The following is a 26,671-nucleotide window of genomic DNA, read 5'->3' on the forward strand; positions in this document are numbered from 1 at the left end:
TCTGCGCACCGTGAGTAGGGAGCCGTCCGCGCGTGTCGTAGAATCGTCTGCGGACCGCGCACCGGGCGAGCAGTGCGTGGTGAACCGAACGTTAGAGGAGCAATGGACGTCGCTGTAGCAGAACGTGTGTCGAGCCCCAAGCTCGGTTTCCGACGCAAGGCGAAGGCGTACATCGCCCTCACCAAGCCGCGGGTCATGGAACTGCTGCTCGTGACGACGATCCCCGTCATGATCCTCGCGAAGGGCGGTCTGCCCGACTGGTGGCTCGTGATCGCGACCGTCATCGGCGGGTCGTTGAGCGCCGGCTCCGCGGCGGCGTTCAACTGCTACATCGACCGCGACATCGACGCGGTCATGGACCGCACGAAGAAGCGCCCTCTCGTGACCGGCGAGCTCACACCGCGTGAGGCACTCGTGTTCGCGTGGACGCTCGGCGTCGTCTCGACGGTCTGGCTCCTCGCCACCACCAACTGGCTCGCGGCCGCACTGTCCGTCGGCGCGATCCTCTTCTACGTCTTCGTGTACACGCTGTGGCTGAAGCGACGCACCCAGCAGAACATCATCTGGGGTGGCATCGCGGGCTGCTTCCCCGTCGTCATCGGCTGGGCCGCCGTCACCGGTTCGCTCTCGTGGGCACCGATCATCCTCTTCGCGGTCGTGTTCCTCTGGACGCCGCCCCACTACTGGCCGCTGTCCATGAAGTACCGCAGTGACTACCAGGCCGTCGGCGTGCCGATGCTCGCCGTCGTCCGCGGTCGCGCGCAGGTCGGCCTCCAGGTCATCCTGTACGCGTGGGCGACGGTCGTCTGCTCGCTCCTGCTCATCCCGGTGGCCGACATGGGGCTGCTGTACAGCGCCGTCGCCCTCCTGTCCGGCGGCTGGTTCGTCTACGAGACCCACCGCCTCTACAACCTCGCGATCCGCCACGAGCACGTCTCGCCGATGCGCGTCTTCCACGGGTCGATCACCTACCTGACCCTCCTGTTCCTCGCCGTCGGCATCGACCCGCTGCTCCCGTTCTGACCCGGTGGCTGACGCAGCGGAACGCGGCCGGCTGATCGCTGCGACGGGGGAGAGCCCCGACATCGTCTTCGACCGGTTCGTCTCCTGGGCCGAGGCCGGCGGACTCAGCCTGTACCCGGCGCAGGAGGAGGCGCTCATCGGCATCGTCGACGGCGCCAACGTCATCCTCTCCACCCCGACGGGCACCGGCAAGAGCCTCGTCGCCGCCGGCGCACACTTCGCGGCGCTGAGCTCCGGTCGCCGCAGCTACTACACGGCCCCGATCAAGGCGCTCGTCAGCGAGAAGTTCTTCGCACTCGTCGAGATGTTCGGCGCGGAGAACGTCGGGATGGTCACCGGGGACTCCTCGGTGAACGCCGACGCGCCGATCGTCTGCTGCACCGCGGAGATCGTCGCCAACCTGGCGCTCCGGCACGGCGAGGACGCCGGCATCGACCAGGTCGTGATGGACGAGTTCCACTTCTACGCCGACCCCGACCGCGGGTGGGCGTGGCAGGTGCCGCTGCTCACCCTCCCGGACACGCAGTTCATCCTCATGTCCGCGACCCTCGGCGACGTCGGCGACCTCGCGCGCGACCTCGAGCGCCGGACCGGCCGTGAGACCGCCATCGTGACCGGCGTCGAACGACCGGTGCCGCTCCACTTCTCCTACGCGACCACACCGATCCACGAGACCGTGGAAGACCTCCTCCACACGGGACAGGCTCCGATCTACATCGTCCACTTCGCGCAGGCGGCGGCGCTCGAGCGGGCCCAGGCGTTGACCAGCCTCAAGGTCGTCACCCGCGAGCAACGCGACGAGATCGCCGACGCCATCGGCGACTTCCGGTTCAGCACCGCGTTCGGCACGACGCTGTCCCGGCTCGTCCGCAGCGGGATCGGCGTGCACCACGCCGGCATGCTGCCGAAGTACCGACGCCTCGTGGAGCAGCTGGCCCAACGTGGTCTCCTCCGCGTCATCTGCGGGACGGACACCCTCGGCGTCGGGATCAACGTCCCGATCCGCACGGTCCTGTTCACGGCGCTCACGAAGTACGACGGCACGAAGATGCGCCAGGTGAACGCCCGGGAGTTCCACCAGATCGCCGGTCGTGCGGGTCGGGCCGGCTACGACACCGCGGGCACCGTCGTCGTCCAGGCCCCCGAGCACGAGACCGAGAACCTCAAGCTCATCGAGAAGGCCGGCGACGACCCGAAGAAGCGCCGGAAGATCATCCGGAAGAAGGCGCCGGAGGGGTTCGTGTCCTGGGGGGAGCCGAGCTTCCAGCGTCTCGTCGCGGCCGAGCCTGAGACGCTGACCAGCCACATGCAGCTCACCCACGCGATGATGCTCAGCGTCATCGCACGCGGCGGCGACAGCTTCGGCACCATCCGCTCCCTCGTCTTCGACAACCACGAGCCTCGGGCGAGACGCTTCGCCCTGGCCAGGCGCGCGCTCGAGATCTACCGCACCCTCCGCACGGCAGGCGTCATCACCCAGACGATCGACCCCGAGACGGGTGAGGTCGTCATCGGCCTCACGGTCGAACTGCAGCCGAACTTCGCGCTCAACGCTCCGCTGTCGCCGTTCGCCCTCGCCGCGTTCGAGCTGTTGGACCCCGCGGAGCCCGGCTTCGCCCTCGACGTCATCTCGGTCGTCGAGTCGACGCTCGACGATCCGCGCCAGATCGTCATGGCCCAGCAGCACCTCGCCAGGGGCGAGGCCGTGCAGGCGATGAAGGCCGAGGGGATCGAGTACGACCAGCGCATGGAGCTCCTCGAGGCGGTCACCCATCCGAGACCGCTGGCGGAACTCCTCGAGGCGGCGTTCACGAGCTACACCGCCGCGCAGCCGTGGGCACTCGACCTCGAGCTGCGCCCGAAGGCGGTCGTCCGCGACTTCATCGAGCGCGCACTGAACTTCAGCGAGTTCGTCTCGTTCTACAGTCTCTCGAGGTCCGAGGGACTCGTTCTGAGGTACCTCTCCGACGCCTTCCGGGCGATCCGGCAGAGCGTGCCGGACGAGTTCAAGGACGAGGAGCTCCAGGACCTCATCGAGTGGCTCGGAGAACTCGTCCGACAGGTCGACTCGAGTCTGCTCGACGAGTGGGAGGAACTGTCCCACCCGGACCCCGAACGCCATGCGGAGGCGAGTCGGTCACTCCCACCCACGCCACGGAGCGTCCTCGCCAACCGCCGGGCGTTCACCGTCCTCGTCCGGAACGAACTCTTCCGCCGGGTCCAGCTCGCGTCGCTGGAGCACTACGACGCGCTCGGCGAGCTCGACGCGTCGGCTGGATTCGACGCCGACACCTGGGCGGACGCCATGGATCCGTACTTCGAGGAGCACGGTGAACTCCCGACGGGTGCTGCAGCACGGAGCCCGGCGCTGCTGGTCGTCGACGACGAGGACGAGCGCCCCGTCGGCGACACGGGCGGTGTCTGGCGGGTGCGTCAGGTGTTCGCCGATCCGGCCGGCGACCATGACTGGGGGATCAGCGCGGTCATCGATCTCGACGCCTCCGACGAGACCGGGACCGCGGTCGTCCGCGTGACCGCGGTCGGGATGCTCTGAGTCGTCAGCAGGCGCAGTGAGCCGTCAGCAGGCCGCTGAGCCGTCAGCGGAAGCGCCGTCAGCGGGAGACGCTGAGGGATGCCGACTCCTCGACGCGTGACGCGGTCCGGACCGGGATCCGCTGCTGCAGCACGACCCAGGTCATCGCGGCGACGAGCAGTCCGGCGAGCACCATGTGCAGCCCGACGAGCACCTCGGGGAGTCCGAGGCGGGCCTGGGTGAGCCCCACGATGATCTGCACCACTTCGACCGCGAGCAGCGTGGAGACCGCGGTGCGCACCCCGCGCGACCCGCGGCGGGCACCGAGCGCGATCGCGCCGACGAGCAGCACGATGGTGCCGGCGAGCGTCGCGTAGGCGGGCCAGCTGTGGAGGTGCTGGAGGAACTCGGGGTCGAACCCGTTGCGCGGCGCCGGCACCTCCTTCGAGTTGTCGCCGGCGTGCGGGCCCGAGCCCGTCGTCAGGATGCCGAACACGACGGTGACGGCGACGAAGAGGCTCGTCAGGTGGACGACGCCGAGGTACCAGCCGGGCATGACCTTCACCGCACCGCGGGGGCCGCGGTAGACCCGATGGACGAGCATCGTCGCGAGGGCGACGAGGACGATCGAGATGACGAAGTGCAGCCCGACCACGTACGGGTTCAGCCCGGTGAGGACGGTGATGCCGCCGAGGACCGCCTGCGCGGGGATCGACAGGCCCTGGAGCAGGGTCAGTCGGAAGAGGTCGGGGCGCTGCCGACGCATGCGGATCACCGCGAGGAACGCGGCGATGACGATGGCCGCGAGGACGAAGGTCAGGAGTCGGTTGCCGAACTCGATGAACCCGTGGATGCCCATCTCCGGCGTGTTGACGAAGGAGTCGTCCGTGCAGCGCGGCCACGTCGGGCACCCGAGCCCGGAGGCCGTCAGACGCACGGCGCCCCCGGTCCCGATGAGGACGAGCTGGAAGGCGAACGAGAGCCAGGCGACGACCCGCACGCGCTTGTCGATCGTCGTCGGCAACCACTGCCAGAACCGGGTGGCCCGCACCCGGTCGGGAAGGGACGGTGCCGGCGTCGGTCGACCGGCGGTCTTGGAGTGGTGTGACACGGGGTCGATCCTTCGGTTCGCGGTGGCCACGGCTGCCGTATCCACCGTCCTCACCCACAACCCACAGGAAGCTGTAGGATTATGAGGTTCACGGTGCGCGCGAGAAGCGCCATGGTTCATGAACATTGTAGGTTCGCGAAGAAGCCGCCCGCACATCCCCTCCCCAATCCGCTCCGATCAGGCGCGTGCCATGGGAGGGAATGACGACCTCCAGCCGGTGGTTGTCTCCAGGGAGGAAAGAGGGACACATGTCAGACATCCTGATCGATCGCCCGGAGCTCGCCGGACTCGGCCAATACGAGTTCGGATGGCACGACGGCGACGTCGCCGGCGCTTCAGCGCGCCGCGGCATCTCCACCGAGGTCGTGGCCGACATCTCCGCACTGAAGAACGAACCGGACTGGATGCTGCAGCGCCGTCTCAAGGCCCTGCAGCTGTTCGAGCGCAAGCCCATGCCGACATGGGGTGCCGACCTCTCCGAGATCGACTTCGAGAACATCAAGTACTTCGTCCGGTCCACCGAGAAGCAGGCTCAGACCTGGGAGGACCTGCCGGACGACATCAAGAACACCTACGAGAAGCTCGGCATCCCCGAGGCGGAGCGCCAGCGCCTCGTCTCCGGCGTCGCCGCGCAGTACGAGTCCGAGGTGGTCTACCACCAGATCAACGAGGAGCTCGAGGCGCAGGGTGTCATCTTCATGGACACCGACACGGCGTTGCGCGAGCACCCCGAGTTCTTCGAGGAGTACTTCGGCACGGTCATCCCGTCCGGCGACAACAAGTTCGCCGCGCTGAACACCGCCGTGTGGTCGGGTGGCTCCTTCGTCTACGTGCCGCCCGGCGTGCACGTCGAGATCCCGCTGCAGGCCTACTTCCGGATCAACACCGAGAACATGGGCCAGTTCGAGCGCACGCTGATCATCGCCGACGAGGGCAGCTACGTGCACTACATCGAGGGTTGCACCGCGCCGATCTACAAGTCGGACTCGCTGCACTCCGCGGTCGTCGAGATCATCGTCAAGAAGAACGCCCGCGTCCGCTACACGACGATCCAGAACTGGTCGAACAACGTCTACAACCTGGTCACGAAGCGCGCTACGGCCGCCGAAGGCGCGACCATGGAGTGGATCGACGGCAACATCGGATCCAAGGTCACGATGAAGTACCCGTCCATCTACCTCATGGGCGAGCACGCCAAGGGCGAGACCCTGTCCGTCGCGTTCGCCGGTCCCGGCCAGCACCAGGACGCCGGCGCGAAGATGATCCACATGGCTCCGTACACGCAGTCGTCCATCGTCTCCAAGTCGATCGCCCGAGGCGGCGGACGCGCGGGATACCGCGGCGAGGTCCGGGTGGACGCCAACGCCCATCACTCGGCCAACACCGTGCGCTGCGACGCGCTCCTGGTCGACACCATCTCCCGCAGCGACACGTACCCGGCGATCGACATCCGGGTGGACGACGTCCAGCTCGGACACGAGGCGACGGTGTCCAAGGTCAGCGAGGAGCAGCTCTTCTACCTCATGAGCCGCGGCATGCCGGAAGACGAGGCCATGGCGATGATCGTCCGCGGCTTCATCGAGCCGATCGCCCGCGAACTGCCCATGGAGTACGCACTCGAACTCAACAAGCTCATCGAGATGGGCATGGAAGGATCCGTCGGTTAATGACGACTGCAGCACCGACTCAGACCGAAGGACAGCACGGCATCACGGCACACAGCGACGGCGCAGGACGCGTCATCCCGGTGCAGACCCGATCGGAGCGCTTCAGCTCCTATGATGTCGCCGACTTCCCAGCGGTGACGGGACGCGAGGCGGTCTGGAAGCTCAGCCCGGTCGCGCAGTTCACCGACCTCACCGCGGGGGAGCTCGACGGCTCACCCACCCCGATCACGCACGACGACGTCGACGGTTTCAGCGTCGAGTGGATCAGTCGCGACGACGCCCGCGTCGGCTCCGCCGGCGTGCCGGAGGAGCGCGCCTCCGCGAACGCCTGGTCGAGCTTCGACCAGGCACTGGCGATCTCGGTCACGGGCGAGGAGCCCAAGACCCTGCGCCTCGAGCGGAGCGGGCTCGGCGACGGCGCCCGCGCTGCGCACACCGTCATCACCGCCGCGCCGTTCAGCCGTGGCCTCATCATCATCGAGAACGCGGGCGACGCCCGCCTCACCGAGAACGTCGAGATCGTCGTCGGCGAACAGGCCGACGTGACCGTCGTGACCGTGCAGTGGTGGGACGACGCCGCCGTGCACCTCGCCAGCCACTTCGCGTCCATCGGTCGCGACGCCCACCTCAAGCACGTCGTGGTGTCGCTCGGCGGCAAGGTCGTCCGGGTGAACCCGACCCTGCACCTCGCCGGTCAGGGCTCGGACCTCGACTCGCTCGGCGTGTACTTCTCCGACGCGGGTCAGCACCTCGAGCAGCAGGTCTACATGCACCACGACGCACCGAACACCCGCGGGCGCGTGACCTACAAGGGCGCACTGCAGGGCGAGGGTGCGCGGTCCGTGTGGATCGGCGACGTCCTCATCAGCAACCGTGCCGTCGGCACCGACAGCTACGAGCAGAACCGCAACCTGGTCCTCTCCGACGGCACCCGTGCCGACTCCGTGCCGAACCTCGAGATCGAGACCGGCGACATCGCCGGTGCCGGTCACGCGAGCGCGACCGGACGCTTCGACGACGAGCAGCTCTTCTACCTGCAGGCTCGAGGCATCCCTGAGGACGAGGCACGACGACTCGTCGTCCGCGGCTTCCTCGTGGAGATCATCCAGCAGATCGGTGACACCGAGCTGCAGGAGCGCCTCTCGGCGGCCATCGAGGCCGAACTGCTCGGCGCCGACGGACAGGGCACCGGCGGAGCGCAGCACTGATGGCGACGAAGGTGTGCTCGTTCGACGAGCTCGCCGTCAACCAGGCCAAGCGGGTCGTGGTGGACGGCGTGCCGATCGCCCTCGTGCGCGACGCGTCGGACGAACTGTTCGCGATCGGCGACGTCTGCACCCACGGCGACATCTCGCTGTCCGAAGGCTTCGTCGAGGACGGCAACCTCGAATGCTGGGCACACGGCTCGCAGTTCTCGCTCACGACGGGCAAGCCGCTCACCCTTCCGGCCTACGAGCCGGTCCCCGTCTACACCGTCGAGCTCATCGACGGCGACATCTACATCGACCCGACCGCAACGAAAGAGATCTAGCACCATGTCAGTCCTCGAAATCCGCGACCTGCACGTCAGCGTCGAAACCGAGCAGGGCACCAAGCCGATCCTGCGTGGCGTCGACCTCACCATCCGCACGGGCGAAACGCACGCGATCATGGGTCCGAACGGTTCGGGCAAGTCCACGCTCGCGTACACGATCGCCGGCCACCCGAAGTACACCGTCGACAGCGGATCCATCACGCTGGACGGCGAGGACGTCCTCGCGATGAGCGTCGACGAGCGCGCCCGTGCCGGACTCTTCCTCGCGATGCAGTACCCGGTCGAGATCCCCGGCGTCACGGTCACGAACTTCCTCCGCACGGCGAAGACCGCCGTCGACGGCGAGGCGCCCGCGATCCGCGGCTGGATCAAGGACGTCCGCGAGTCGATGAAGAACCTGCGCATGGAGCCTGCCTTCGCCGAGCGCAACGTCAACGAGGGCTTCTCCGGTGGCGAGAAGAAGCGTCACGAGATCCTCCAGCTCGAGCTGCTGAAGCCGCAGTTCGCAGTCCTCGACGAGACCGACTCCGGCCTCGACGTCGACGCCCTCAAGATCGTGTCCGAGGGCGTCAACCGCGCCAAGGAGAACACGGGCCTCGGCGTCCTGCTGATCACGCACTACACGCGGATCCTCCGCTACATCAAGCCGGACTTCGTGCACGTCTTCGTCGCCGGCAAGATCGCCGAGCAGGGCGGTCCCGAGCTCGCCGACCGACTCGAGAACGAAGGCTACGACCGTTTCCTCGTCGACGCCGTCGTCGCCCCGGAAGGTGCCTGAAGCCGCGCGAGCGGTCTAAGATAACGACATGGTAACAACGCTCAGTCCGCAACGATTCGACGAGGTCGAAGAGGCGCTCAAGGACGTCATGGACCCCGAGCTCGGGGTGAACGTGGTCGACCTCGGTCTCATCTACGACCTGGGTTGGGATGACGAGAACGACGCGCTCATCATCCACATGACCCTGACCTCCGCCGGATGTCCGCTCACGGACGTCCTCGAGGAGCAGACGGGTCAAGCGCTCGACGGCATCGTCGACGCCTTCCGCATCAACTGGGTGTGGATGCCGCCGTGGGGCCCGGAGCGCATCACGGACGACGGGCGCGACATGATGCGTGCCCTCGGCTTCTCGATCTGATCGAACCTCCCCGACGACGGACGGCTGCATTGCAGCCGTCCGTCGTCCTGTTCCCGGCAGCGTCGTCCGGCTGATCCCGGATAGGGTCGAGGCATGACCGAGATCGTGTCCGCAGACCCCCTCGACGTCCTGCGCAGCCGGACGAGCGAGAAGTGGTCCGAGTACCCCGACGACGTCCTGCCCATGTTCGTCGCCGAGATGGACGTCCCCCTGGCACCCGTGGTCCGCGATGCCCTGCACGCGGCGATCGACCGCGGTGACGCCGGGTATGTCGCGAGCCGCACACGGCTCCCACAGGCGTTCGCCGACTTCGCAGCGCGACGCTGGGGATGGGACGTGGATCCCGGCTCCGTGTTCACCACCGCCGACGTCAGCATGGGCATCGTCGAGATCCTGCGTCGCGTCATCTCGCCCGGCGAGGGCGTCGTGATCACCTCGCCGGTCTACCCGCCGTTCTTCGACCTCGTCACCGAGGCCGGGGGAGTCGTGGTGGACGTCCCCTTGCTCGGGTCCAGCCGCGCCGACGATCCCGCCGGAGGCTGGCGGCTCGACCTGGACGGTCTCGAAGCCGCCTTCCGCAACGGCGCGAAGGCGTTCCTCCTCTGCAACCCGCACAACCCGATCGGTCGGCCGCACACGGTCGACGAACTCCGCTCGGTCGCCGCGCTGGCCGCGCGGTACGGGGTCACGGTCGTGAGCGATGAGATCCACGCTCCGCTCACCCAGCCGGGCGAGCGGTTCGTCCCCTATCTCAGCGTGTCCGACGAGGCCGCCGAACACGGGTACGCCGTCCTGTCGGCGAGCAAGGCCTGGAACCTCGCCGGCCTGAAGTGCGCGGTGATGGTCACCGCCGGCCCCGGGCCGCGGAGCGTGGTCGCCGGGATGCCGGTCGAGGTGTTCTGGCGGACGGGCCAGTTCGGTGTGCTGGCTTCGGTCGCCGCCTTCGAGGCCGGAGAGCCCTGGCTGGACGGGCTCCTCGGGTTGCTCGACGGCAACCGGCGGCTGCTCGGTGAGCTGCTGGGCACCGAGTTGCCCGAGGTCGGCTACCGTCCGCCTGCCGCCGGGTACCTCGCCTGGCTGGACTGCACCACGCTCGGTTGGACCGAGCCCCCGGCGCGGCGCATCCTGCGCGAGGCGCGCGTGGCCCTGCAGGAGGGAGCCCCGTTCGGGCCCGGCGGCGTCGGCCATGCACGACTCAACCTGGCCTGCTCACCCGAGCTCCTCACCGAGGCGGTCGGACGGATCTCCGCCCTGCGTTGACGGCCGTCCGGCCGCGCCGGACCCTGCCGGAACGGCCGCGGTGCTGAGCATCGGATTCACGATTTATACTGGGAGGCTGACCCCCACCCTCCGCGTTGTCGAAACGCACCCGAAGAAATGGACTATGCCTGTGCTGAGTGTGCACGACCTCGAGATCCGCGTGGGGGCACGCGTGCTCATGGAGCACGTGAACTTCCGCGTGTCCGCCGGCGACAAGATCGGCCTCGTCGGCCGCAACGGTGCCGGGAAGACGACCCTGACCAAGACGCTGGCGGGGGAGACCCTCCCGACGAACGGCAAGATCGATCGCGGTGGCGAGATCGGGTACCTGCCGCAGGACCCGCGCTCCGGCAACCCGGAGGACCTCGCCCGCACCCGCATCCTCGATGCGCGTGGTCTCGGCCAGCTCGCGCTCGGCATGCACGAGTCGAGCATGGCCATGGCGAGCGACGACCCGAAGGTGGCGGAAGCCGCCATGAAGAAGTACGGCAACCTCACCGACCGGTTCAACGCGCTCGGCGGGTACGCCGCAGAGGCCGAGGCGGCCTCGATCGCGTCGAACCTGAACCTGCCCGACCGCATCCTCGATCAGCAGCTGAAGACGCTCTCGGGTGGACAGCGCCGCCGCATCGAACTCGCGCGCATCCTCTTCTCCGACGCCGAGACGCTCATCCTCGACGAGCCGACCAACCACCTCGACGCCGACTCCGTCGTCTGGCTGCGTGAGTTCCTCAAGCAGTACAAGGGCGGGTTCATCGTGATCTCGCACGACATCGAGCTCGTCGGCGAGACCGTCAACCGGGTCTTCTACCTCGATGCGAACCGCACCGTCATCGACATCTACAACATGAACTGGAAGAACTACCAGCGTCAGCGCGAGGCCGACGAGGAGCGCCGGAAGAAGGAGCGCACCAACGTCGAGAAGAAGGCGACGGCGCTCCAGCTCCAGGCGGCCAAGTTCGGTGCGAAGGCCAGCAAGGCGGCCGCAGCCCACCAGATGGTGGCTCGCGCCGAACGGATGCTCTCCGGGCTCGAGGAGGTCCGCGCGCAAGACCGCGTGGCCAAGCTGCGGTTCCCGACCCCGGCGCCCTGTGGCCGGACGCCGCTCATGGCGAGCAACCTGTCGAAGAGCTACGGCTCGCTCGAGATCTTCACGGCCGTCGACCTCGCGATCGACCGTGGCTCGAAGGTCGTCATCCTCGGATTCAACGGTGCGGGCAAGACGACCCTGCTGCGGATCCTCGCCGGAGTGGACCAGCCCGACACCGGGCAGCTCGAGCCCGGGCACGGCCTGCGGATCGGCTACTACGCGCAGGAGCACGAGACGATCGACGTGAAGCGCAGCGTGCTCGAGAACATGGTCTCCTCGTCGCCGAACATCACCGAGATGGAAGCGCGCAAGGTCCTCGGCTCGTTCCTGTTCACCGGCGACGACTCCAACAAGCTCGCGGGCGTGCTGTCCGGTGGCGAGAAGACGAGACTCGCTCTCGCGATGATCGTCGTCTCGGGCGCGAACATGCTCCTCCTCGACGAACCGACCAACAACCTCGACCCGGCCAGCCGTCTGGAGATCCTCGACGCGCTCGCCCACTACGAGGGTGCCGTCGTGCTCGTGAGTCACGATGAGGGCGCCGTCGAGGCGCTCAACCCCGAGCGGGTGCTCATCCTGCCCGACGGCGTCGAGGACCACTGGAACAAGGACTACCAGGACCTCGTCAGCCTGGCCTAGCGCCAGCGGGCCAGCGCGCCCGGCCCGTGAGCATCACGGGCCGGGTGCGCCCCGTCCGTCGACGGCTCGGGGCGGTCGGGTCAGCGACTCGCTTCGAGGATCTCATCCTCGATGTCGGCGTCGGACCGTGCCTTCGCGGCGAGCCGTTCGGCGCGCGCAGCCGCACGCCGCTGCTCCTTCGGGTCGTCGGAGTTCAGGATGCGGTACTCCTGACGGATGGCATAGGCGAGGAAGATGAAGCCCATCAGCGCGAAGACCACCCATTGCAGCGCGTACGAGAGGTGCATCCCCTCGTTCGGCTCGGGCTTGATCGGACCGAGCGGTGCCGCCTCGGCAGGCGCCGGGCTCTCCGAGAGGAGCATGCCGTACGCACCGGAGTAGAGCGTCTCGCCGCGGAGTTCGGCGATCTGCGGGAGGTTGATCGTGGCCACCTGGCCGTCGGCGGCCCCGCGGCCCGGGAGCGTCGGTTCGCCGGGTCGGATGCGGACGACGACCGAGACCTCACCGCTCGGAGGGGCCGGGACCGACTCGGGTGCTTCGAGTGAATCGTTCGCAGCGACCCAGCCACGGTCGACGATGAACACGTCTCCGTTGGCAAGTCGGAGCGGCGTGAGGACGTTGAAGCCCGCCTGGTTGTTCCGGGGACGGTTCCGGACCAGCAGCTGTTCGTCAGGCAGGTAGGTGCCACTCATCGACACCGGGTGCCATTCGTCGGCCACGCTGAAGGAGTCCAGCGACGGCAGCGCTTCGTCGAGCGGGATCGGGGTCGCGTCCCAATTGGTCTCGATGCGCTGGACCTCCTCCTCCTTCTCGCTCGCGCGGGCGAGCTGCCAGTTGGAGAGGAGGACGCACACGATCGCGAACACGATCGCGACGCCGAGGTAGCCGAGCCAACGGCGGCTGAAGGCGAACCGCCAACCCGCGCTCATGAGCCGACCGCCGACGCCAGCGGACGCCGCTCGAGCGGGAAGGAGCGGGCTTCGAGGAAGGCTTCCAAGAAGTCGACGTGTTCGTCGCAGGCGGTCCAGACCTTCACGCGGTCCTCCGCGTGGATCTTCGGATTGCGCCACTCGATCCGCCAGCTCGCCGCCGCGCGGCAGCCGGCCCGGGAGCAGATCACGCCGTCGGGCTCGGCACCGAACCCGATCATGCCTGGTCGGCCGGACGAGGCGGAACCGAGTCGTCGACGATGATCGGCCGCTGGGACACGACGACACCGGTGGGGCGCTCGATGGCCCCCTGCGACGGCAGCGACCCGGCGTTCGCGATGATGACGGCGACGTACGGCAGGAAGATGGCACCGGCTGCGACCGCGAACATCCAACCGCCCTGGACGAACGGGAGCGCAGCGAGGCAAAGCAACCGGACACCCATGGTGATCGAGTACTTGATGAGCCGCTGCCGGCGCTCTTGTTCGGGAGCCGGTGGGAGGGAGGTGATGCTCTGCTGCTTCATGCCATGACCAGCCTACGCGCTCGGCGGGTGGGCGAAGCCCCCAAATCACCGGGAGAACCGGAGGACCCCCATATGCTGGTACGGGTCCGCGGCCGGAACGCCGCGCGCCCCGACGGCCGCCGCACGAGTCGGCCGGTATCGCCGCAGGAGAGGAATCGACCATGACCGCACCACGCACCGTACTCGTCACCGGAGGCAACCGGGGGATCGGCTTCGCCATCGCCGAGGAGTTCGTCGCGCAGGGTCACCGCGTCGCCGTCACCGCACGATCCGGCGAGGGCCCCGCGGGCACGTTGACGGTCCGCGCGGACGTCACCGACGCAGCCTCCGTCGACGCGGCGTTCACCGAGATCGAGTCGGAGCTCGGGCCGGTCGAGGTGCTCGTCGCGAACGCGGGCATCACGAAGGACACCCTGCTCATGCGGATGAGCGAAGACGACTTCGACCAGGTGGTCGACACGAACCTCGGCGGCTCCTTCCGCGTCGTCAAGCGCGCGTCCAAGGGCATGCTCAAGGCACGCTTCGGGCGCATCGTGCTCATCTCCAGCGTCGTGGGCCTCTACGGGTCCGCCGGACAGGTCAACTACGCGGCCTCGAAGAGCGGCCTCATCGGCATGGCGCGATCCATCACCCGCGAGCTCGGTGCACGTGGGATCACGGCGAACGTGATCGCCCCGGGGTTCATCGAGACCGACATGACCGCCGAACTGCCCGCCGAGACCCAGGCCGAGTACAAGAAGAGCATCCCGGCAGCGCGTTTCGCGAGTGCGAACGAGGTCGCGAAGGTCGTCACGTGGATCGCCGGTGACGACGCGGGCTACATCTCCGGCGCCGTGATCCCGGTCGACGGCGGCCTCGGCATGGGTCACTGACCCGGGCAGCACCGCACCGAGCAGAACCCGACCTCGGGCGCTGACCCCGACGCGCGGATCAGAGCCCGAGGAGCGGGAGGACGCCGGCGAGGTCGACCCGCCCGGCGACGACGTCGGCATGGCGGCGGACGATCGGCTTCGCGTTGAACGCGACCGAGAGCCCGGCGACGGCCATCATCTCGAGGTCGTTGGCTCCGTCGCCGATCGCGATCGTCCGTCCCAACGGCACGCCGTCCTCGTCGGCCCACTCCTGCAGTGCGGCCGCCTTCGCCGCCGCGTCGATGATGGGACCGCTGAGGCCTCCCGTCAACCGACCGTCGGCGGTCTCGAGGCGGTTCGCCCGCACATGGTCGAGGCCGAGTACCTCGGCGAGCGGGTCGAGCAGTTCATGGAACCCGCCGGACACGACACCGATCCGTGACCCGTGCGCATGCAGCCGGCCGATCAGCGTCTCCAGGCCGGCCGTCGTCCGGATCCGTTCGGCGATCACCGGGATCCGGTCGACGGGCAGGCCCGCGAGCGTCGCGACCCGGGCCCGGAGGCTGTCGGCGAAGTCGAGGTCACCGCGCATGGCGCGCTCGGTGATGGCGGCGACCTCAGGAAGGCTGCCGACCTCCTCGGCGAGCAGCTCGATCACCTCGTTCTGGATGAGCGTCGAGTCGGCGTCGAGGACCGCGAGGAACCGGACGCCTCGTCCGGCCTGTGGGGGGAGTGCTGCCTCGGGATCCGCCACTGCCGAACGCTCGGTACTCATGGAACGACGCGTACTCCCTTGCCAACCACGGTGAGACCGGATTCGGTGACGGTGAAACCGCGAGCGCGGTCACGGTCGTGGTCGACACCGACGCTCGCGCCGGAGGTGACCACCACATCCTTGTCCAGGATAGCCCGCTTGACGACGGCGTCCGGTTCGATGTGGACCTTGTCGAACACGACCGAGTCGGAGACGTGGGCGCCGGATTCCACGAGCGCCCATGGCCCGAGGACACTGCGCTCGATGTGGGCACCGGACAGCAGCGAACCGAGGGAGACGATCGAGTCGATGGTCTGGCCGAGGTTGCCCTTCGCGTCCCGCACGAACTTCGCCGGCGGCGAGTTCAGCTGCGAACTGAAGATCGGCCAGTCGCGGTTGTACAGGTTGAAGATCGGGAGCGTCGAGATGAGGTCCTGGTGGGCCTCGTAGAACGACTCGATCGTCCCCACGTCGCGCCAGTAGTAGCGATCGCGATCCGTCGAGCCGGGCACGTCGTTCCGCTGGAGGTCGTAGACGCCGGCCTCACCGCGGTCGACGAAGTACGGGACGATGTCGCCACCCATGTCGTGGTTCGAGCTCGTCACCTCGCCGTCGTCGATGACCGCCTGCATGAGTGCGTCGGCGTCGAAGACGTAGTTGCCCATCGAGGCGAGCACCTCGCCGGGGGAGTCGGGCAGGCCCGGCGCGTCGAGCGGCTTCTCGAGGAAGCGGGCGATGGTCGTCGGGTCGTCCGCGTCGACGTCGATGACGCCGAACTGGTCGGCGAGGGAGATGGGCTGACGGATCGCGGCGACCGTCGCCTTCTTGCCCGAGGCGATGTGCGCCTCGATCATCTGCGCGAAGTCCATGCGGTAGACGTGGTCGGCGCCGACGACCACGACGATGTCGGGCTTCTCGTCGCGGATCAGGTTGAGGCTCTGCAGGATCGCGTCGGCGGATCCGCTGAACCAGCGCTTCCCGAGACGCTGCTGCGCCGGCACGGACGCGACATAGGAGTCGAGCAGGCCGGACAACCGCCAGGTCTGCGAGACGTGGCGGTCGAGGCTGTGGGACTTGTACTGGGTGAGGACGACGATCTGGGTGAGTCCGGAGTTGATGAGGTTCGACAGCGCGAAATCGATCAGGCGGTACTGCCCGCCGAACGGTACGGCCGGTTTCGCGCGGTCTGCGGTCAGCGGCATCAACCGCTTCCCTTCCCCACCAGCGAGGACGATTCCGAAGATCTTCTTTGAGGCGGCCATGGCTTCACAATAGATGCCGGACGAGACCTGTACTAGCGTCTAGACATGCGAGTTGATCTTGTGACAAAGGAGTACCCGCCGGAGATCTACGGCGGCGCAGGCGTCCACGTGTCGGAGCTGGTGAAATCCCTCCGTAGCGACATCGACGTGACCGTGCGCTGCTTCGGCGCTCCACGCGACGAGGCCGACACCGTCGCGTACGGTGTCCCGGCCGAGCTCCAGGGGGCGAACGGCGCCCTCACGACCCTCGGGACGGACCTCCTGATCGCCCAGGACGTCGCCGGGGCCGACCTCGTGCACTCGCACACCTGGTACGCGAACGGCGCCGGTCACCTCGCGTCGCTGCTGCACGGCATCCCGCACGTCGTGACCGCGCACAGTCTGGAGCCGCTCCGCCCGTGGAAGGCCGAGCAGCTCGGCGGCGGGTACCGCGTGTCCAGCTGGATCGAGCAGTCCGCCTACGAAGGCGCCGCGGCCGTCGTGGCGGTCAGCGACGGCATGCGTCGCGACATCCTGCGGTCGTACCCGAGCCTCGACCCGGCCAAGGTGCAGGTCATCTACAACGGCATCGACCTGACCGACTGGCAGCCACGCGTGGACGACGAGCTGCTGCGGTCCCTCGGCATCGACCCGTCCCGTCCCTCCGTCGTCTTCGTCGGTCGGATCACCCGTCAGAAGGGGCTGCCGTACCTGCTCCGCGCGGCCCGACTGCTGCCGCCCGACGTGCAGCTCATCCTGTGCGCCGGCGCTCCCGACACCCCCGAGATCCTCGCCGAGGTCAAGGGGCTCGTCGAGGAGCTGCAGCGCGAGCGCACCGGGGTCGTGTGGATCGAACGACTGCTCCCGCGTCACGAGCTGTGCACCGTCCTCACCGCCGCCACGACCTTCGTGTGCCCGTCGATCTACGAGCCGCTCGGCATCGTCAACCTCGAGGCGATGGCCTGCGGTGCCGCCGTGGTCGGGACGGGGACCGGCGGCATCCCGGAGGTCGTGCAGGACGGTGTGACCGGCAGGATCGTCCCGCTCGCGCAGGCCTCCGACGGCACCGGCACCCCGCTCGACCCGGAGCGCTTCGTCGCCGACCTCGCCGCCACCCTCACCGAGGTCGTCCAGGATCCCGCCCAGGCGAGGGCCTACGGGGCCGCTGGTCGCCGACGCGCGGAGTCCGACTTCAGCTGGTCGCGCATCGCCACCCAGACGGCGGAGCTGTACCGCAGCCTGGTCTGAACCACCTGCGGACACCTCGGAGGACGGCGACGCGCGACGAGTCTTGGCGGATAGGCTAGGACCATGCCGAGCGTGTTGCAGTTCTCCGATGTGTCCGTCGTCCGTAATCTCAACCCCATCCTCGATGGCGTCGACTGGACGGTGACGGGCGACCAGCGATGGATCGTCCTCGGCCCGAACGGCGCCGGCAAGACGACGCTCCTGCAGCTCGCGGCGACGCTCATCCACCCCTCGAAGGGCACGGTCTCCGTGCTCGACGAGACGCTCGGCCGGGTCGACGTCTTCGAACTGCGCCCGCGCATCGGCTTCGCGTCCTCCGCCCTCGCGAAGCGGGTGCCGCCGGAGGAGACCGTCCTGGACGTCGTGCTCACGGCGGCCTACTCGGTCACCGGGCGCTGGGTCGAGCAGTACGAGGACATCGACGTGAAGCGCGCGTCGCGGGTCCTCGCGGAGTGGAAGCTCGACCACCTCGCCGACCGCCGCTTCGGCACGCTGAGCGACGGCGAGCAGAAGCGCGTGCAGATCGCGCGGGCCATCATGACCGACCCCGAACTCCTCCTGCTCGACGAGCCGGCCGCGAGCCTCGACCTCGGCACGCGCGAGGAGCTCGTCGAGCTGCTCGGCGGCTACGCGAGCGCCGACGACTCACCGGCGATCATCATGGTGACCCACCACGTCGAAGAGATCCCCGTCGGGTTCACCCACGTCCTGCTCGTTCGCGACGGCGGCATCGTCGCCGCCGGCCCGATCGCCGAGACACTCACGGCCGAGCACCTCAGCGAGACCTTCGACCTCCCGATCGAGCTGAGCGAGGAGGACGGCCGGTTCCACGCCCGCTCCGTCCGCGCCGGACGCTCGGCCGTCGCCCCCTCCTGACCGCCACGCCTCGGCGAGTCGTCCTCGGCTGGCGAGCAGATGCGCGCCGAGTCTGGTAAAGTCGACCTTTGGCTCGCGGAGCCAAGAGCTTTCTGCCTCGTGCCTGGAGTTCCGAGCGCGGGTACTACCCACACCATCCACTCAACAAGGACTGCTGATGAAATCTGACATCCACCCCACGTACGAAGCCGTCGTCTTCCGCGACCTCGCCTCCGGCGCGACGTTCCTCACGCGCTCGACGGTCTCGTCGGGCAAGACGATCGACCTCGACGGCGTCACCTACCCGGTGATCGACGTGGAGATCTCGTCCGAGTCGCACCCGTTCTACACGGGTAAGCAGCGCATCATGGACTCCGCCGGTCGCGTCGAGAAGTTCAACCAGCGCTTCAAGGGCTTCGGCAAGTAGTCCTTCCGCTGGAATACACGAACGCCCCGATCCTCGGATCGGGGCGTTCGTCGTCGTGGCGAGCCGTACGGCTCAGATGCCGATGGGCAGCTGGTCCGCTGGGACGATGATCGGTGCCTCGGGTCGGGCGGCAGGGCGTCCGGTGCGGATGGGCCAAGCACCGTCGGCGATGAACTCGGGATCGCGCACGCGGCGCATGTAGGACTGGAAGCTCTCCGCCTGCTCGAGCGACCAGGTCCGCTGGGCCTCGTGCAACTCGTCGACGCTCGTCGGCAGGGCGTCGGCATGAAGCCGACCGATGGCCTGAGCGACGCGTCCGGCGGCGACGGCGTCCACCCCCGCGTCGTGCGCACCCTCGAGCGGAACGCCGTGTAGGGCGGCGACGACCTCGAGCGTCCGCTTGCCGCGCCGGAAGGTGTCGAGCCGCCGGTCGAGGATCAGCGGGTCGACGACGGGGGACGGGTCGGTGATCGAGGTCACCCCGTGTCGCTCCGCCTCGAAGTGCAGGAGGGAGAAGTCGTAGGGCGCGTTGTAGGCGACCACCGGGGTCCGTGCGGCGAACAGCTCGGTGAGGACGGCGACGATCTCGCCGACGACGGCCGGTGCCGGACGCCCCTCCGCCCGGGCCCGCTCCGTCGTGACGCCGTGGATCTCGGCGGCGCGAGCGGGGATCTCGACCCCGGGGTCGGCCATCCACGACCACGAGCGTTCGACCGAACCGTCCGCGGTGATGACACCGACGAAGGCGGTCACGATGCGACTCGTCTCCACCTCGATGCCCGTCGTCTCGAGATCGAAGACCGCCAGGCGGTCCGTCCAGTGGGGATTCGCGTCGACCGTGTTCACGCCTTCACCCTATGACGCACCTCCGACAGGGGCCTGTGCCACGCCGGGGCGGCACGGTCCGCGTCATCGGGTGAACGCGGAGCCGGACTGCCTAGACTGAGTGGATGCCCGTCGAATCACCGTACGCCGACCAGCTCGACCGCATCCCCGTCCGGGAGCGCTCGCTCATCGTGGACGGAGCCGAGACCCGGTTCTGGGACTACGGCGACCACGAGGCGTCGACGACGATCGTCATGGTGCACGGGTTCCGCGGCGACCACCACGGCCTCGAACCGGTCGTCGCGCAGCTCTCCGGGTTCCGGATCATCGCTCCGGACCTCCCCGGCTTCGGCAGCTCGGCACCCTTCCCCGAGGCCACCCACTCCGTGGAGGGGTACGCCGCCTGGCTGGGACGGTTCATCGAGGAGCTGCACCTGACCGGCCGTGTCGTCCTGCTCGGGCACTCGTTCGGCTCGATCGTGTCGAGCGCCGCCGTCGCCGGGGGACTCCGACCGGACGACCTCGTCCTCGTGAACCCGATCGCCGCCCCGGCGCTCCAGGGCCCTCGAGGTGTCCTGACGAGGCTCGCGGTCTTCTACTACTGGTCGTCCGCGAAGCTCCCGAAACGCCTGGGATTCGCCTTCCTCCGGAACAAGGGCGTCGTGCGCATCATGAGCGTCGCGATGTCGAAGACCAAGGACCCGACGCTCCGTCGGTGGATCCACGCCCAGCACGACCAGTACTTCAGCGCCTTCGCCGACCGGGAGGTCGTCCTCGAGTCGTTCACCGCCTCGGTCAGCCACGACGTCAGCGAGTACGCCGACCGGATCCCCAGCCGCACGCTGCTCATCGCCGCCGAGCGTGACGACATCACGCCCGTGGCCGCGCAGTACGCGCTCGCGAAGCGGTTCGCCGACGCGCAGCTGCACGTCATCCCGGGCGTCGGACACCTCATCCACTACGAGGAGCCGCACGACGCGGCGCAGCGCCTCACCGCGTTCCTCGCGGACGACCGCACCGACGCCTGAGGCGTCAGGCGTCGGTCGCCTCCTGCGAGACGACGCTCGTGAATGCGGACGGGACCAGGCGGGCGGCGATCCCGGTGAGCGTCTCACTGGCACCAGCGTCGAGCTTCACGTCCGCGCGGCCGTCCGCCTTCGTGACGCCGCGGTTGATGACGACGATCGGCAACCGCTTCCGGCGGGCGAGTTCGAGGAGCCGGATCCCCGAGTTGACCACGAGCGACGACCCGGCGATCACGAGTGCGTCGGCGCCGCGCACGAGTGCTGCCGCCTCGGCGTACTTCTCCGTCGGGATGAACTCGCCGAAGAAGACCACGTCCGGCTTCAACATGCCACCGCAGACCGTGCACACGGGGACGACGATCTCGTCCACGCGCCCGACCTCGGCATCGCCGTCCGGGTTGATCGTCACGTCCGTCTCGGTGTCGAGCCACGGGTTCAGGGCCGTCATGCGCTCCGCGATGCTCGACCTGGCGTAACTCTGCCCGCAGGAGAGACAGCTGACGCGGTCCATCGACCCGTGCAGGTCGACGACGCGGCGCGAGCCGGCCCTGACGTGGAGGCCGTCGACGTTCTGCGTGATGACGCCGTCGGCGATGCCGGCCTCCTCGAGGAGCGCGATCGCCCGGTGGCCGGCGTTCGGGCGAGCGCCGTCGAACCGCTTCCACCCGAGGTGGCTGCCGGCCCAGTAGCGTTTGCGCGCGGCGTCGTCGTTGGACAGGAACTGGTCGACCGTCATGGGGGTCCGCACCGGAGCGCCCTGGCCCCGGTAGTCGGGGATGCCGGAGTCCGTGCTCACGCCGGCCCCGGTGAGGAAGGCGACACGGCGGTCCGCGAGCAGCTCGATCGCCCGTTCGAGCCCGGCCTCGGCCGTCTCGTCAGCGGGATCCCCTGCTGCGATCAGCGTGCTCATGCCTGCTCCGTCCATCCGTCCGCGATGATCGGAGTGCTCCGGGCCATCGCTTCCCCTGAGTCTAAACGGCCTCGTTTTCGATCGTGTTCCCACTCTGGCAAGGTGGAGGTCGAACATCGCGTCGAGAGGACGTCTCCCATGCAGGTCATCCGGATCACCGATCTCGACGACGGACGACTCGACGACTACGCGCGACTGACGGACGTCGCCCTCCGCCGGGTGTCCGAACCCGCGGGTGGCCTGTACATCGCCGAGTCGACGAAGGTCATGGAACGTGCGCTGCGCGCCGGGCACCGACCGCGATCGGTCCTGCTGCAGGAGAAGTGGCTCGAGGACGTCTCGCCACTCCTCGAGGACCACGACGTCCCGGTCTTCGTCGGCGAGCCCGCACTCCTCGAGCAGCTGACGGGCTTCCACCTGCACCGGGGAGCGCTCGCGGCGATGCACCGCCCACCGCTCGCCGACCCCGCCGAACTCCTCGCCGACGCCCGCCGGGTGGTCATCCTCGAGGACATCGTCGACCACACCAACGTCGGCGCCATCTTCCGCTCCGTCGCCGGCCTCGGTGCCGACGCGGTCCTGATCACCCCGCGCTGCGCCGACCCGCTGTACCGTCGAAGCGTCCGCGTCAGCATGGGCACGGTCCTGCAGGTGCCGTGGACCCGCCTGCCGGAATGGGACGTCGCTTCCGGCGTCCTGCGGGATGCCGGCTTCGAGACGGCCGCCCTCGCCTTGGCCGACGACGCCGTGGACCTCGACACCTATGCTCGGACCGCGCCGGAACGGCTCGCCATCGTGCTCGGCGCCGAGGGCGACGGTCTGAGCGCCTCGGCCCTCGCCGCCGCCGACACGATCGTGACCATCCCGATGCTCCACGGCGTCGACTCGCTGAACGTCGCGTCGGCCAGTGCCGTCGCCCTCTGGGAGCTCCGGGTCCGCTGACCACGGTCCCACGCTGCTCGAGGACGCCCGGTCGGCGGCACGTCGCGACAGGGTACGCGCAGGAGCGCCGGGTAGCATGACCGGGTGCCACTCACGAGACGACAGATCTACCGCCGCCGCCGTCTCGCCGTCTTCGGCGTCCTCGCCCTCCTCATCGGGCTGTTCGGCTACAGCGCTGGCGCGCTGCTCCGTCCGGTGCCGGCCGCGGCTGCGATGCTCGAATCCAGCGACGCCCTCACCACCTCGCTCGTCCAGCAGACCACACCGGTCGCCTGGCCAGGGTTCGGTCGGGGCGCCATCGGTGCCGTCGGGTTCGACGGCGTCCTGAGTTCGAGTGGCGAGCAGACGCCGTTCCCCATCGCGAGCATCACGAAGACGATCACCTCCCTCGTCGTGCTGGAGGCCAAGCCGCTCGCCGCGGGGGATCAGGGCCCGTCCATCACGCTGACCGACGCCGACGTCGGGTTCTACTACGACACCATCGCGGAGAACGGTTCAGCGGCACCCGTCGTCGCCGGGTCGGTGTTCACCCAGCGGCAGATGCTCGAAGCACTGCTCCTCCCGTCGGCGAACAACTACAGCATCTCCCTCGCCGTCTGGGCCTTCGGTTCGGTCGACGCGTACCTCGACGCGGCGCGCGCCTGGCTCGATGCACGTGGGCTGACGGGCACGACCGTCACGAACACGAGCGGCCTGGGCGAGACGAACGTCAGCACCCCGAGCGACCTCGTGACCATCGGCAAGCTCGTGCTCGCCGACCCGGTGCTCTCGTCGATCGTCAAGGAGCCCACGGCGGTGCTGCCCGCCATCGGCGAGGTCGAGAACACGAACGCCCTCCTCGGCCAGTACGGGGTGACCGGCATGAAGACGGGGACCGACGACGCCTCCGGCGCCTGCCTGCTGTTCTCCGCCGACCTCCAGGTGGAGGGGCGGACGGTGACCGTCGTCGGCGTCATCCTCGGTGCCGACGACCACACCGTGCTCAACGAGGCCGTGGTCTCCCTGTTGCAGAGCGTGCCGGCCGGATTCCACCAGGTCCAGCTCGCCACCGCCGGGCAATCGGTCGGCTCGTACTCGACCGCATGGGATCAGGCCGCGAAGGTCGTCGTGGCGTCCGACGCCTCCGTGCTCGTCTGGCAGGACACCCCGATCACGGTCGAGAGCCGCGCCAGAGCCATCGACGCCGGTGCCGCCGGTTCGACGGTCGGGAAGCTCAGCTACACCGTGGGAGCGGGCGCGGAGGGTGGTGCGGCGACGATCGACGTCCCGCTGGCCCTCGACGCGGACGTCGCCCCGGTCACGCCCTGGTGGCGCCTGACCAACCCGTGACCGCAGCAGACGCCGGAGCCCGGGTGATCGGCCGGACGGTCAGACGTCGAGTTCCTGGTCCTGCGCTGCGACCGTGAGGAACGGGCCGGCGAGCGGTCGCTTGGCGGTGATGTGGTCGCCGGACGACTGGTGCCGCACCCGACGGAGCACCCACGGCACGAGGTACTCACGCGCCCAGGCGAAGTCCTCGGTCCGGGCCTGACGCCAACGCCTGACGGGGAGCGGCTCCGGCTGCAGCGGCTTGAGGTCGTTCTCCACGTTCAGCGCGTGCAGGACGAGGCGGGCGACCTCATGGTGGCCGAGCGCGTTCAGGTGCAGGCGGTCCGGCGCCCACATCCGCGGATCCTGGATGGCCTGGAGTGCCCACTGGTCGGCGATGATGCAGTCGTGTCGGGCGGCGATGGCCCGCAGGTTCTCGTTGTAGATCGCGACCTTGCCGCGGATGCTGCGGAAGACGGGAGAGAAGCCGACGTCCACGCCGGTGAACAGCACGACCGTCGCTCCGTCGCTCCGGAGGCGGATGATCGCCTGCTCGAGTCGTCTGGCGATGTCGTCGGGGTCGGTGCCGGGCCGGATCACGTCGTTGCCGCCCGCCGAGATCGTGATGAGGTCCGGGTGCAGCTCCAGGGCGGGCTCCACCTGGTCGTCGAGGATCTGCTGCGCGAGCTTGCCGCGCACGGCGAGGTTGGCGTAGGCGAAGTCCGAGTTCTGCGCGGCCAGCACCTCGGCGACCCGATCGGCCCACCCACGGTGCCCGCCCGGCGCGCCCGGCTCGGGATCACCGATCCCCTCGGTGAACGAGTCGCCGATGGCGACGTACCGCGACCAGGGATGGTGCTGTTCGGTCATGGGTGGTTCCTCCTGCTGTGCATCCGGAACCTCCAGCGTACGCCCGCCCCTCGGCTGGCGGATCAGTCGCGAGTCGGACATCGGGATGGGTGTCGAGGCCGCACACGATGGTCGGCGGTGTCGGTGCGGCCGGGTACAGTGGTCTCCAGTGAACGCGGAAATCTCTTCGACCCAGCACCTGGGCGGGTCCGCAGCCGAACACCTCTCACCGGCCTTCCCGGAACGCGCAGCGTGGGGCACGGCGAGCAAGCTTCGAGCCTGGCAGGCCGAGGCGCTCGAGCAGTACTTCACGACCGAACCCCGTGACTTCCTCGCGGCGGCGACACCGGGCGCAGGCAAGACGACGTTCGCGCTACGGCTCGCCTCCGAACTCCTCCATCGCGGCACGATCGACCGCATCACGGTCGTCGCCCCGACCGATCATCTGAAGCGCCAGTGGGCCGAGGCCGCGAGCCGGGTCGGCATCCGCCTCGACCCGAACTTCGCGAACCGCGACCAGGTCTTCGGCCGCCACTACCACGGTGTCGCCGTCACCTACGCCCAGGTCGCGGCGAACCCGCCCGTGCATCAGCGCACGACCGACTCGGGTCGCACCCTCGTCATCCTCGACGAGGTCCACCACGGCGGCGACGCCCTGAGCTGGGGCGACGGCATCCACGAGGCCTTCTCGCGGGCGACCCGTCGCCTGTCGCTGACCGGGACCCCGTTCCGGTCCGACACGGCACCGATCCCGTTCGTGGTCTACCAGCCGGACCACCAGGGCATCCGGACCTCCGTCACCGACTACAACTACGGGTACGGTCGCGCGCTCCAGGACGGGGTCGTCCGTCCGGTGCTCTTCATGGTCTACGCCGGTCACATGCGCTGGCGGACCAAGGCCGGCGACGAGATGGAGGCCCGTCTCGGCGAGGGCAACACGAAGGACATCACCTCCGCGGCCTGGCGCACCGCCCTCGACCCGCAGGGTGACTGGATCCCGGCGGTCCTGAAGTCCGCCGACCTCCGGCTGTCCGAGGTCCGTCAAGCGGTCCCGGACGCCGGCGGACTCGTGATCGCCACCGATCAGACGACCGCGCGAGCCTACGCGGCCATCTTGCACGAGCTGACGGGGGAGCAGCCCACGGTCGTCCTCTCCGATGAGAAGGAGGCCAGCGATCGGATCGCCGACTTCTCGGGGAACACCAAGCGCTGGATGGTCGCGGTCCGCATGGTGTCGGAAGGCGTGGACGTCCCACGACTCGCCGTCGGCGTCTACGCGACGTCGTCCGCCACGCCGCTGTTCTTCGCGCAGGCGATCGGGCGATTCGTCCGGGCACGTCGACGCGGCGAGATCGCGAGCATCTTCCTCCCGAACGTGCCGAACCTGATGGCCCTCGCTGAGAAACTCGAGCTCGAACGCGACCACGCACTCGACCGCCCGAGCGACCCGGACGCGGAGGGCGACCTCTTCAACCCGGAGGACGCGATGATGGCGGCCGCGGAGCGCGAGGACAAGGCTTCCGACTCACTCCTCGAGGAGTTCACCTGGCAGGCCGTCTCCTCGGACGCGCACTTCGACCGGGTGGTGTTCGACGGCGACGAGTTCGGCGAGCTCGCCCAGCCGGGCACCGAGGAGGAGTTCGACTTCATCGGGTTCCCCGGGCTCCTCGAGCCTGAACAGGTGCACGAACTGCTCGTGCAGCGCCAGAGCCGCCAGGCCAAGCGCGGGGCGTTCGTCGACAAGAACGCCGCCTCGCCGAGTCCGCAGGCGGACATCCCCGCTCCGCTCTACCGCACCCTCAAGGAGCAGCGCCAGGTGCTCAACACCCTGGTGGGCCTTTACGCCAAGCACACGAAGGAGCCGCACGGACTCGTGCACGCGGAACTGCGACGCGTCTGCGGCGGGCCCGCCGTGGCACAGGCGAGCGTGACGCAGCTGCAGTCACGCATCGACCTGCTCCGGCGTCGCCTGGGTCACGGGCACTGAG

The 26,671-nt window shown here is 68.9% G+C and carries 26 protein-coding genes; 17 read left to right on the plus strand and 9 right to left on the minus strand.

Features of this window, described 5'->3' with window-relative positions:
- Positions 1-102: 102 nt before the first annotated feature.
- Both AC5JOC_RS11200 and AC5JOC_RS11205 read left to right on the plus strand, forming a co-directional pair.
- The gene (locus AC5JOC_RS11200) at positions 103-1,023 is read left to right on the plus strand and encodes a heme o synthase (protein WP_064296933.1); all 921 of its coding nucleotides are present in this window, start codon (positions 103-105) and stop codon (positions 1,021-1,023) included.
- A 4-nt stretch (positions 1,024-1,027) separates the two neighbouring features.
- A complete protein-coding gene (locus AC5JOC_RS11205) occupies positions 1,028-3,577 on the plus strand; it encodes a DEAD/DEAH box helicase (RefSeq protein ID WP_137241659.1) in 2,550 nt (849 codons plus the stop codon).
- A gap of 58 nt (positions 3,578-3,635) precedes the next feature.
- Here the strand turns inward: AC5JOC_RS11205 and AC5JOC_RS11210 are convergent, their stop codons facing one another.
- Positions 3,636-4,607, minus strand: a complete 972-nt coding sequence (locus AC5JOC_RS11210; protein WP_137243062.1) for a COX15/CtaA family protein — start codon at positions 4,605-4,607, stop codon at positions 3,636-3,638.
- Between the two features lie 308 nt (positions 4,608-4,915).
- Between AC5JOC_RS11210 and sufB the strand changes: the two genes are divergently transcribed.
- The 7 genes from sufB (at position 4,916) to abc-f (ending at position 11,993) form a co-directional block, all read left to right on the plus strand.
- Positions 4,916-6,334: a Fe-S cluster assembly protein SufB gene (gene sufB / locus AC5JOC_RS11215; RefSeq protein WP_079705963.1), complete on the plus strand. Its 1,419-nt coding sequence runs from the start codon at positions 4,916-4,918 to the stop codon at positions 6,332-6,334.
- Positions 6,334-7,542 (plus strand): Fe-S cluster assembly protein SufD, encoded by a 1,209-nt coding sequence (gene sufD / locus AC5JOC_RS11220; RefSeq protein WP_411558398.1) that lies wholly within the window; start codon positions 6,334-6,336, stop codon positions 7,540-7,542. Before sufB ends, sufD begins: the two co-directional genes overlap by 1 nt.
- Positions 7,542-7,865: a non-heme iron oxygenase ferredoxin subunit gene (locus tag AC5JOC_RS11225; RefSeq protein WP_064296937.1), complete on the plus strand. Its 324-nt coding sequence runs from the start codon at positions 7,542-7,544 to the stop codon at positions 7,863-7,865. The genes sufD and AC5JOC_RS11225 overlap by 1 nt, the downstream gene beginning before the upstream one ends.
- Positions 7,866-7,869: 4 nt before the next feature.
- Positions 7,870-8,646 (plus strand): Fe-S cluster assembly ATPase SufC, encoded by a 777-nt coding sequence (sufC, locus tag AC5JOC_RS11230; protein ID WP_064296938.1) that lies wholly within the window; start codon positions 7,870-7,872, stop codon positions 8,644-8,646.
- A gap of 28 nt (positions 8,647-8,674) precedes the next feature.
- Positions 8,675-9,004, plus strand: a complete 330-nt coding sequence (locus AC5JOC_RS11235) for a metal-sulfur cluster assembly factor (protein ID WP_056005622.1) — start codon at positions 8,675-8,677, stop codon at positions 9,002-9,004.
- 93 nt (positions 9,005-9,097) lie between these two features.
- Positions 9,098-10,264 carry a MalY/PatB family protein gene (locus tag AC5JOC_RS11240; protein WP_494246444.1) on the plus strand — a complete coding sequence of 389 codons (1,167 nt, stop codon included), beginning with the start codon at positions 9,098-9,100 and terminating at the stop codon, positions 10,262-10,264.
- 130 nt (positions 10,265-10,394) lie between these two features.
- On the plus strand, positions 10,395-11,993 hold the full coding sequence (gene abc-f / locus AC5JOC_RS11245; protein ID WP_056005615.1) for a ribosomal protection-like ABC-F family protein: 1,599 nt from the start codon (positions 10,395-10,397) through the stop codon (positions 11,991-11,993).
- 80 nt (positions 11,994-12,073) lie between these two features.
- Here abc-f and AC5JOC_RS11250 read toward each other — a convergent pair whose 3' ends face one another.
- From AC5JOC_RS11250 to AC5JOC_RS11260, 3 genes are read right to left on the minus strand one after another with little or no spacing between them, the layout of a single operon-like run.
- Positions 12,074-12,922: an SURF1 family cytochrome oxidase biogenesis protein gene (locus AC5JOC_RS11250; protein WP_085510918.1), complete on the minus strand. Its 849-nt coding sequence runs from the start codon at positions 12,920-12,922 to the stop codon at positions 12,074-12,076.
- On the minus strand, positions 12,919-13,143 hold the full coding sequence (locus tag AC5JOC_RS11255; protein WP_079705968.1) for a hypothetical protein: 225 nt from the start codon (positions 13,141-13,143) through the stop codon (positions 12,919-12,921). Before AC5JOC_RS11255 ends, AC5JOC_RS11250 begins: the two co-directional genes overlap by 4 nt.
- Positions 13,140-13,448 (minus strand): DUF3099 domain-containing protein, encoded by a 309-nt coding sequence (locus AC5JOC_RS11260; protein WP_086473255.1) that lies wholly within the window; start codon positions 13,446-13,448, stop codon positions 13,140-13,142. Before AC5JOC_RS11260 ends, AC5JOC_RS11255 begins: the two co-directional genes overlap by 4 nt.
- Positions 13,449-13,609: 161 nt before the next feature.
- Between AC5JOC_RS11260 and fabG the strand changes: the two genes are divergently transcribed.
- Complete coding sequence (fabG, locus tag AC5JOC_RS11265) at positions 13,610-14,320, plus strand: 3-oxoacyl-ACP reductase FabG (protein ID WP_079705970.1); 711 nt, start codon at positions 13,610-13,612, stop codon at positions 14,318-14,320.
- A 58-nt stretch (positions 14,321-14,378) separates the two neighbouring features.
- Here fabG and serB read toward each other — a convergent pair whose 3' ends face one another.
- Positions 14,379-15,074 carry a phosphoserine phosphatase SerB gene (gene serB / locus AC5JOC_RS11270; RefSeq protein ID WP_124769371.1) on the minus strand — a complete coding sequence of 232 codons (696 nt, stop codon included), beginning with the start codon at positions 15,072-15,074 and terminating at the stop codon, positions 14,379-14,381.
- A complete protein-coding gene (locus AC5JOC_RS11275; protein ID WP_064296946.1) occupies positions 15,071-16,315 on the minus strand; it encodes a glucose-1-phosphate adenylyltransferase in 1,245 nt (414 codons plus the stop codon). The genes serB and AC5JOC_RS11275 overlap by 4 nt, the downstream gene beginning before the upstream one ends.
- A 45-nt stretch (positions 16,316-16,360) precedes the next feature.
- On the opposite strand from AC5JOC_RS11275, the gene glgA reads away from it, so the two are divergent.
- From glgA to AC5JOC_RS11290, 3 genes are all read left to right on the plus strand, one after another.
- Positions 16,361-17,542, plus strand: a complete 1,182-nt coding sequence (gene glgA / locus AC5JOC_RS11280) for a glycogen synthase (protein WP_086473253.1) — start codon at positions 16,361-16,363, stop codon at positions 17,540-17,542.
- Between the two features lie 63 nt (positions 17,543-17,605).
- Positions 17,606-18,418, plus strand: coding sequence for an ABC transporter ATP-binding protein (locus AC5JOC_RS11285; RefSeq protein WP_085510924.1), 813 nt, complete (start codon positions 17,606-17,608; stop codon positions 18,416-18,418).
- A 157-nt stretch (positions 18,419-18,575) separates the two neighbouring features.
- Positions 18,576-18,824, plus strand: a complete 249-nt coding sequence (locus tag AC5JOC_RS11290; RefSeq protein WP_056005588.1) for a type B 50S ribosomal protein L31 — start codon at positions 18,576-18,578, stop codon at positions 18,822-18,824.
- A gap of 72 nt (positions 18,825-18,896) precedes the next feature.
- Here AC5JOC_RS11290 and AC5JOC_RS11295 read toward each other — a convergent pair whose 3' ends face one another.
- Positions 18,897-19,670 carry a 3'-5' exonuclease gene (locus AC5JOC_RS11295; protein WP_494246445.1) on the minus strand — a complete coding sequence of 258 codons (774 nt, stop codon included), beginning with the start codon at positions 19,668-19,670 and terminating at the stop codon, positions 18,897-18,899.
- Between the two features lie 104 nt (positions 19,671-19,774).
- Here AC5JOC_RS11295 and AC5JOC_RS11300 point away from each other — a divergent pair, with 104 nt between their 5' ends.
- Positions 19,775-20,677 carry an alpha/beta fold hydrolase gene (locus AC5JOC_RS11300; RefSeq protein ID WP_079705975.1) on the plus strand — a complete coding sequence of 301 codons (903 nt, stop codon included), beginning with the start codon at positions 19,775-19,777 and terminating at the stop codon, positions 20,675-20,677.
- A gap of 4 nt (positions 20,678-20,681) precedes the next feature.
- Here the strand turns inward: AC5JOC_RS11300 and AC5JOC_RS11305 are convergent, their stop codons facing one another.
- Entirely contained in the window at positions 20,682-21,584 is a 903-nt protein-coding gene (locus AC5JOC_RS11305; RefSeq protein WP_085510927.1) for a Sir2 family NAD-dependent protein deacetylase, read from the minus strand.
- 138 nt (positions 21,585-21,722) lie between these two features.
- Here AC5JOC_RS11305 and AC5JOC_RS11310 point away from each other — a divergent pair, with 138 nt between their 5' ends.
- Together AC5JOC_RS11310 and AC5JOC_RS11315 are read left to right on the plus strand one after the other, a co-directional pair.
- Positions 21,723-22,526: a TrmH family RNA methyltransferase gene (locus AC5JOC_RS11310; RefSeq protein ID WP_138947103.1), complete on the plus strand. Its 804-nt coding sequence runs from the start codon at positions 21,723-21,725 to the stop codon at positions 22,524-22,526.
- 84 nt (positions 22,527-22,610) lie between these two features.
- Positions 22,611-23,855 carry a D-alanyl-D-alanine carboxypeptidase family protein gene (locus AC5JOC_RS11315; protein WP_139382456.1) on the plus strand — a complete coding sequence of 415 codons (1,245 nt, stop codon included), beginning with the start codon at positions 22,611-22,613 and terminating at the stop codon, positions 23,853-23,855.
- Positions 23,856-23,894: 39 nt separating this feature from the next.
- Here AC5JOC_RS11315 and AC5JOC_RS11320 read toward each other — a convergent pair whose 3' ends face one another.
- Positions 23,895-24,704 (minus strand): SGNH/GDSL hydrolase family protein, encoded by an 810-nt coding sequence (locus AC5JOC_RS11320; RefSeq protein ID WP_079705978.1) that lies wholly within the window; start codon positions 24,702-24,704, stop codon positions 23,895-23,897.
- A gap of 148 nt (positions 24,705-24,852) precedes the next feature.
- Between AC5JOC_RS11320 and AC5JOC_RS11325 the strand changes: the two genes are divergently transcribed.
- A complete protein-coding gene (locus tag AC5JOC_RS11325; RefSeq protein ID WP_229938898.1) occupies positions 24,853-26,670 on the plus strand; it encodes a DEAD/DEAH box helicase in 1,818 nt (605 codons plus the stop codon).
- The last annotated feature ends 1 nt before the right edge of the window (position 26,671 follow it).

The sequence above is a fragment of the Plantibacter sp. genome (genome assembly GCF_059073635.1).

Excerpts from the sequence above, each read along its gene's own strand:
- serB (WP_124769371.1), bottom strand. The coding sequence starts at position 15,074 with ATGAGTACCGAGCGTTCGGCAGTGGCGGATCCCGAGGCAGCACTCCCC.
- sufB (WP_079705963.1), top strand. The coding sequence starts at position 4,916 with ATGTCAGACATCCTGATCGATCGCCCGGAGCTCGCCGGACTCGGCCAA.
- fabG (WP_079705970.1), top strand. The coding sequence starts at position 13,610 with ATGACCGCACCACGCACCGTACTCGTCACCGGAGGCAACCGGGGGATC.
- glgA (WP_086473253.1), top strand. The coding sequence starts at position 16,361 with ATGCGAGTTGATCTTGTGACAAAGGAGTACCCGCCGGAGATCTACGGC.
- AC5JOC_RS11200 (WP_064296933.1), top strand. The coding sequence starts at position 103 with ATGGACGTCGCTGTAGCAGAACGTGTGTCGAGCCCCAAGCTCGGTTTC.
- AC5JOC_RS11225 (WP_064296937.1), top strand. The coding sequence starts at position 7,542 with ATGGCGACGAAGGTGTGCTCGTTCGACGAGCTCGCCGTCAACCAGGCC.
- AC5JOC_RS11310 (WP_138947103.1), top strand. The coding sequence starts at position 21,723 with ATGCAGGTCATCCGGATCACCGATCTCGACGACGGACGACTCGACGAC.
- AC5JOC_RS11290 (WP_056005588.1), top strand. The coding sequence starts at position 18,576 with ATGAAATCTGACATCCACCCCACGTACGAAGCCGTCGTCTTCCGCGAC.
- sufC (WP_064296938.1), top strand. The coding sequence starts at position 7,870 with ATGTCAGTCCTCGAAATCCGCGACCTGCACGTCAGCGTCGAAACCGAG.
- AC5JOC_RS11300 (WP_079705975.1), top strand. The coding sequence starts at position 19,775 with ATGCCCGTCGAATCACCGTACGCCGACCAGCTCGACCGCATCCCCGTC.
- AC5JOC_RS11320 (WP_079705978.1), bottom strand. The coding sequence starts at position 24,704 with ATGACCGAACAGCACCATCCCTGGTCGCGGTACGTCGCCATCGGCGAC.
- AC5JOC_RS11235 (WP_056005622.1), top strand. The coding sequence starts at position 8,675 with ATGGTAACAACGCTCAGTCCGCAACGATTCGACGAGGTCGAAGAGGCG.
- sufD (WP_411558398.1), top strand. The coding sequence starts at position 6,334 with ATGACGACTGCAGCACCGACTCAGACCGAAGGACAGCACGGCATCACG.
- AC5JOC_RS11285 (WP_085510924.1), top strand. The coding sequence starts at position 17,606 with ATGCCGAGCGTGTTGCAGTTCTCCGATGTGTCCGTCGTCCGTAATCTC.
- AC5JOC_RS11305 (WP_085510927.1), bottom strand. The coding sequence starts at position 21,584 with ATGAGCACGCTGATCGCAGCAGGGGATCCCGCTGACGAGACGGCCGAG.
- AC5JOC_RS11250 (WP_085510918.1), bottom strand. The coding sequence starts at position 12,922 with ATGAGCGCGGGTTGGCGGTTCGCCTTCAGCCGCCGTTGGCTCGGCTAC.
- AC5JOC_RS11275 (WP_064296946.1), bottom strand. The coding sequence starts at position 16,315 with ATGGCCGCCTCAAAGAAGATCTTCGGAATCGTCCTCGCTGGTGGGGAA.
- AC5JOC_RS11240 (WP_494246444.1), top strand. The coding sequence starts at position 9,098 with ATGACCGAGATCGTGTCCGCAGACCCCCTCGACGTCCTGCGCAGCCGG.
- AC5JOC_RS11255 (WP_079705968.1), bottom strand. The coding sequence starts at position 13,143 with ATGATCGGGTTCGGTGCCGAGCCCGACGGCGTGATCTGCTCCCGGGCC.
- AC5JOC_RS11260 (WP_086473255.1), bottom strand. The coding sequence starts at position 13,448 with ATGAAGCAGCAGAGCATCACCTCCCTCCCACCGGCTCCCGAACAAGAG.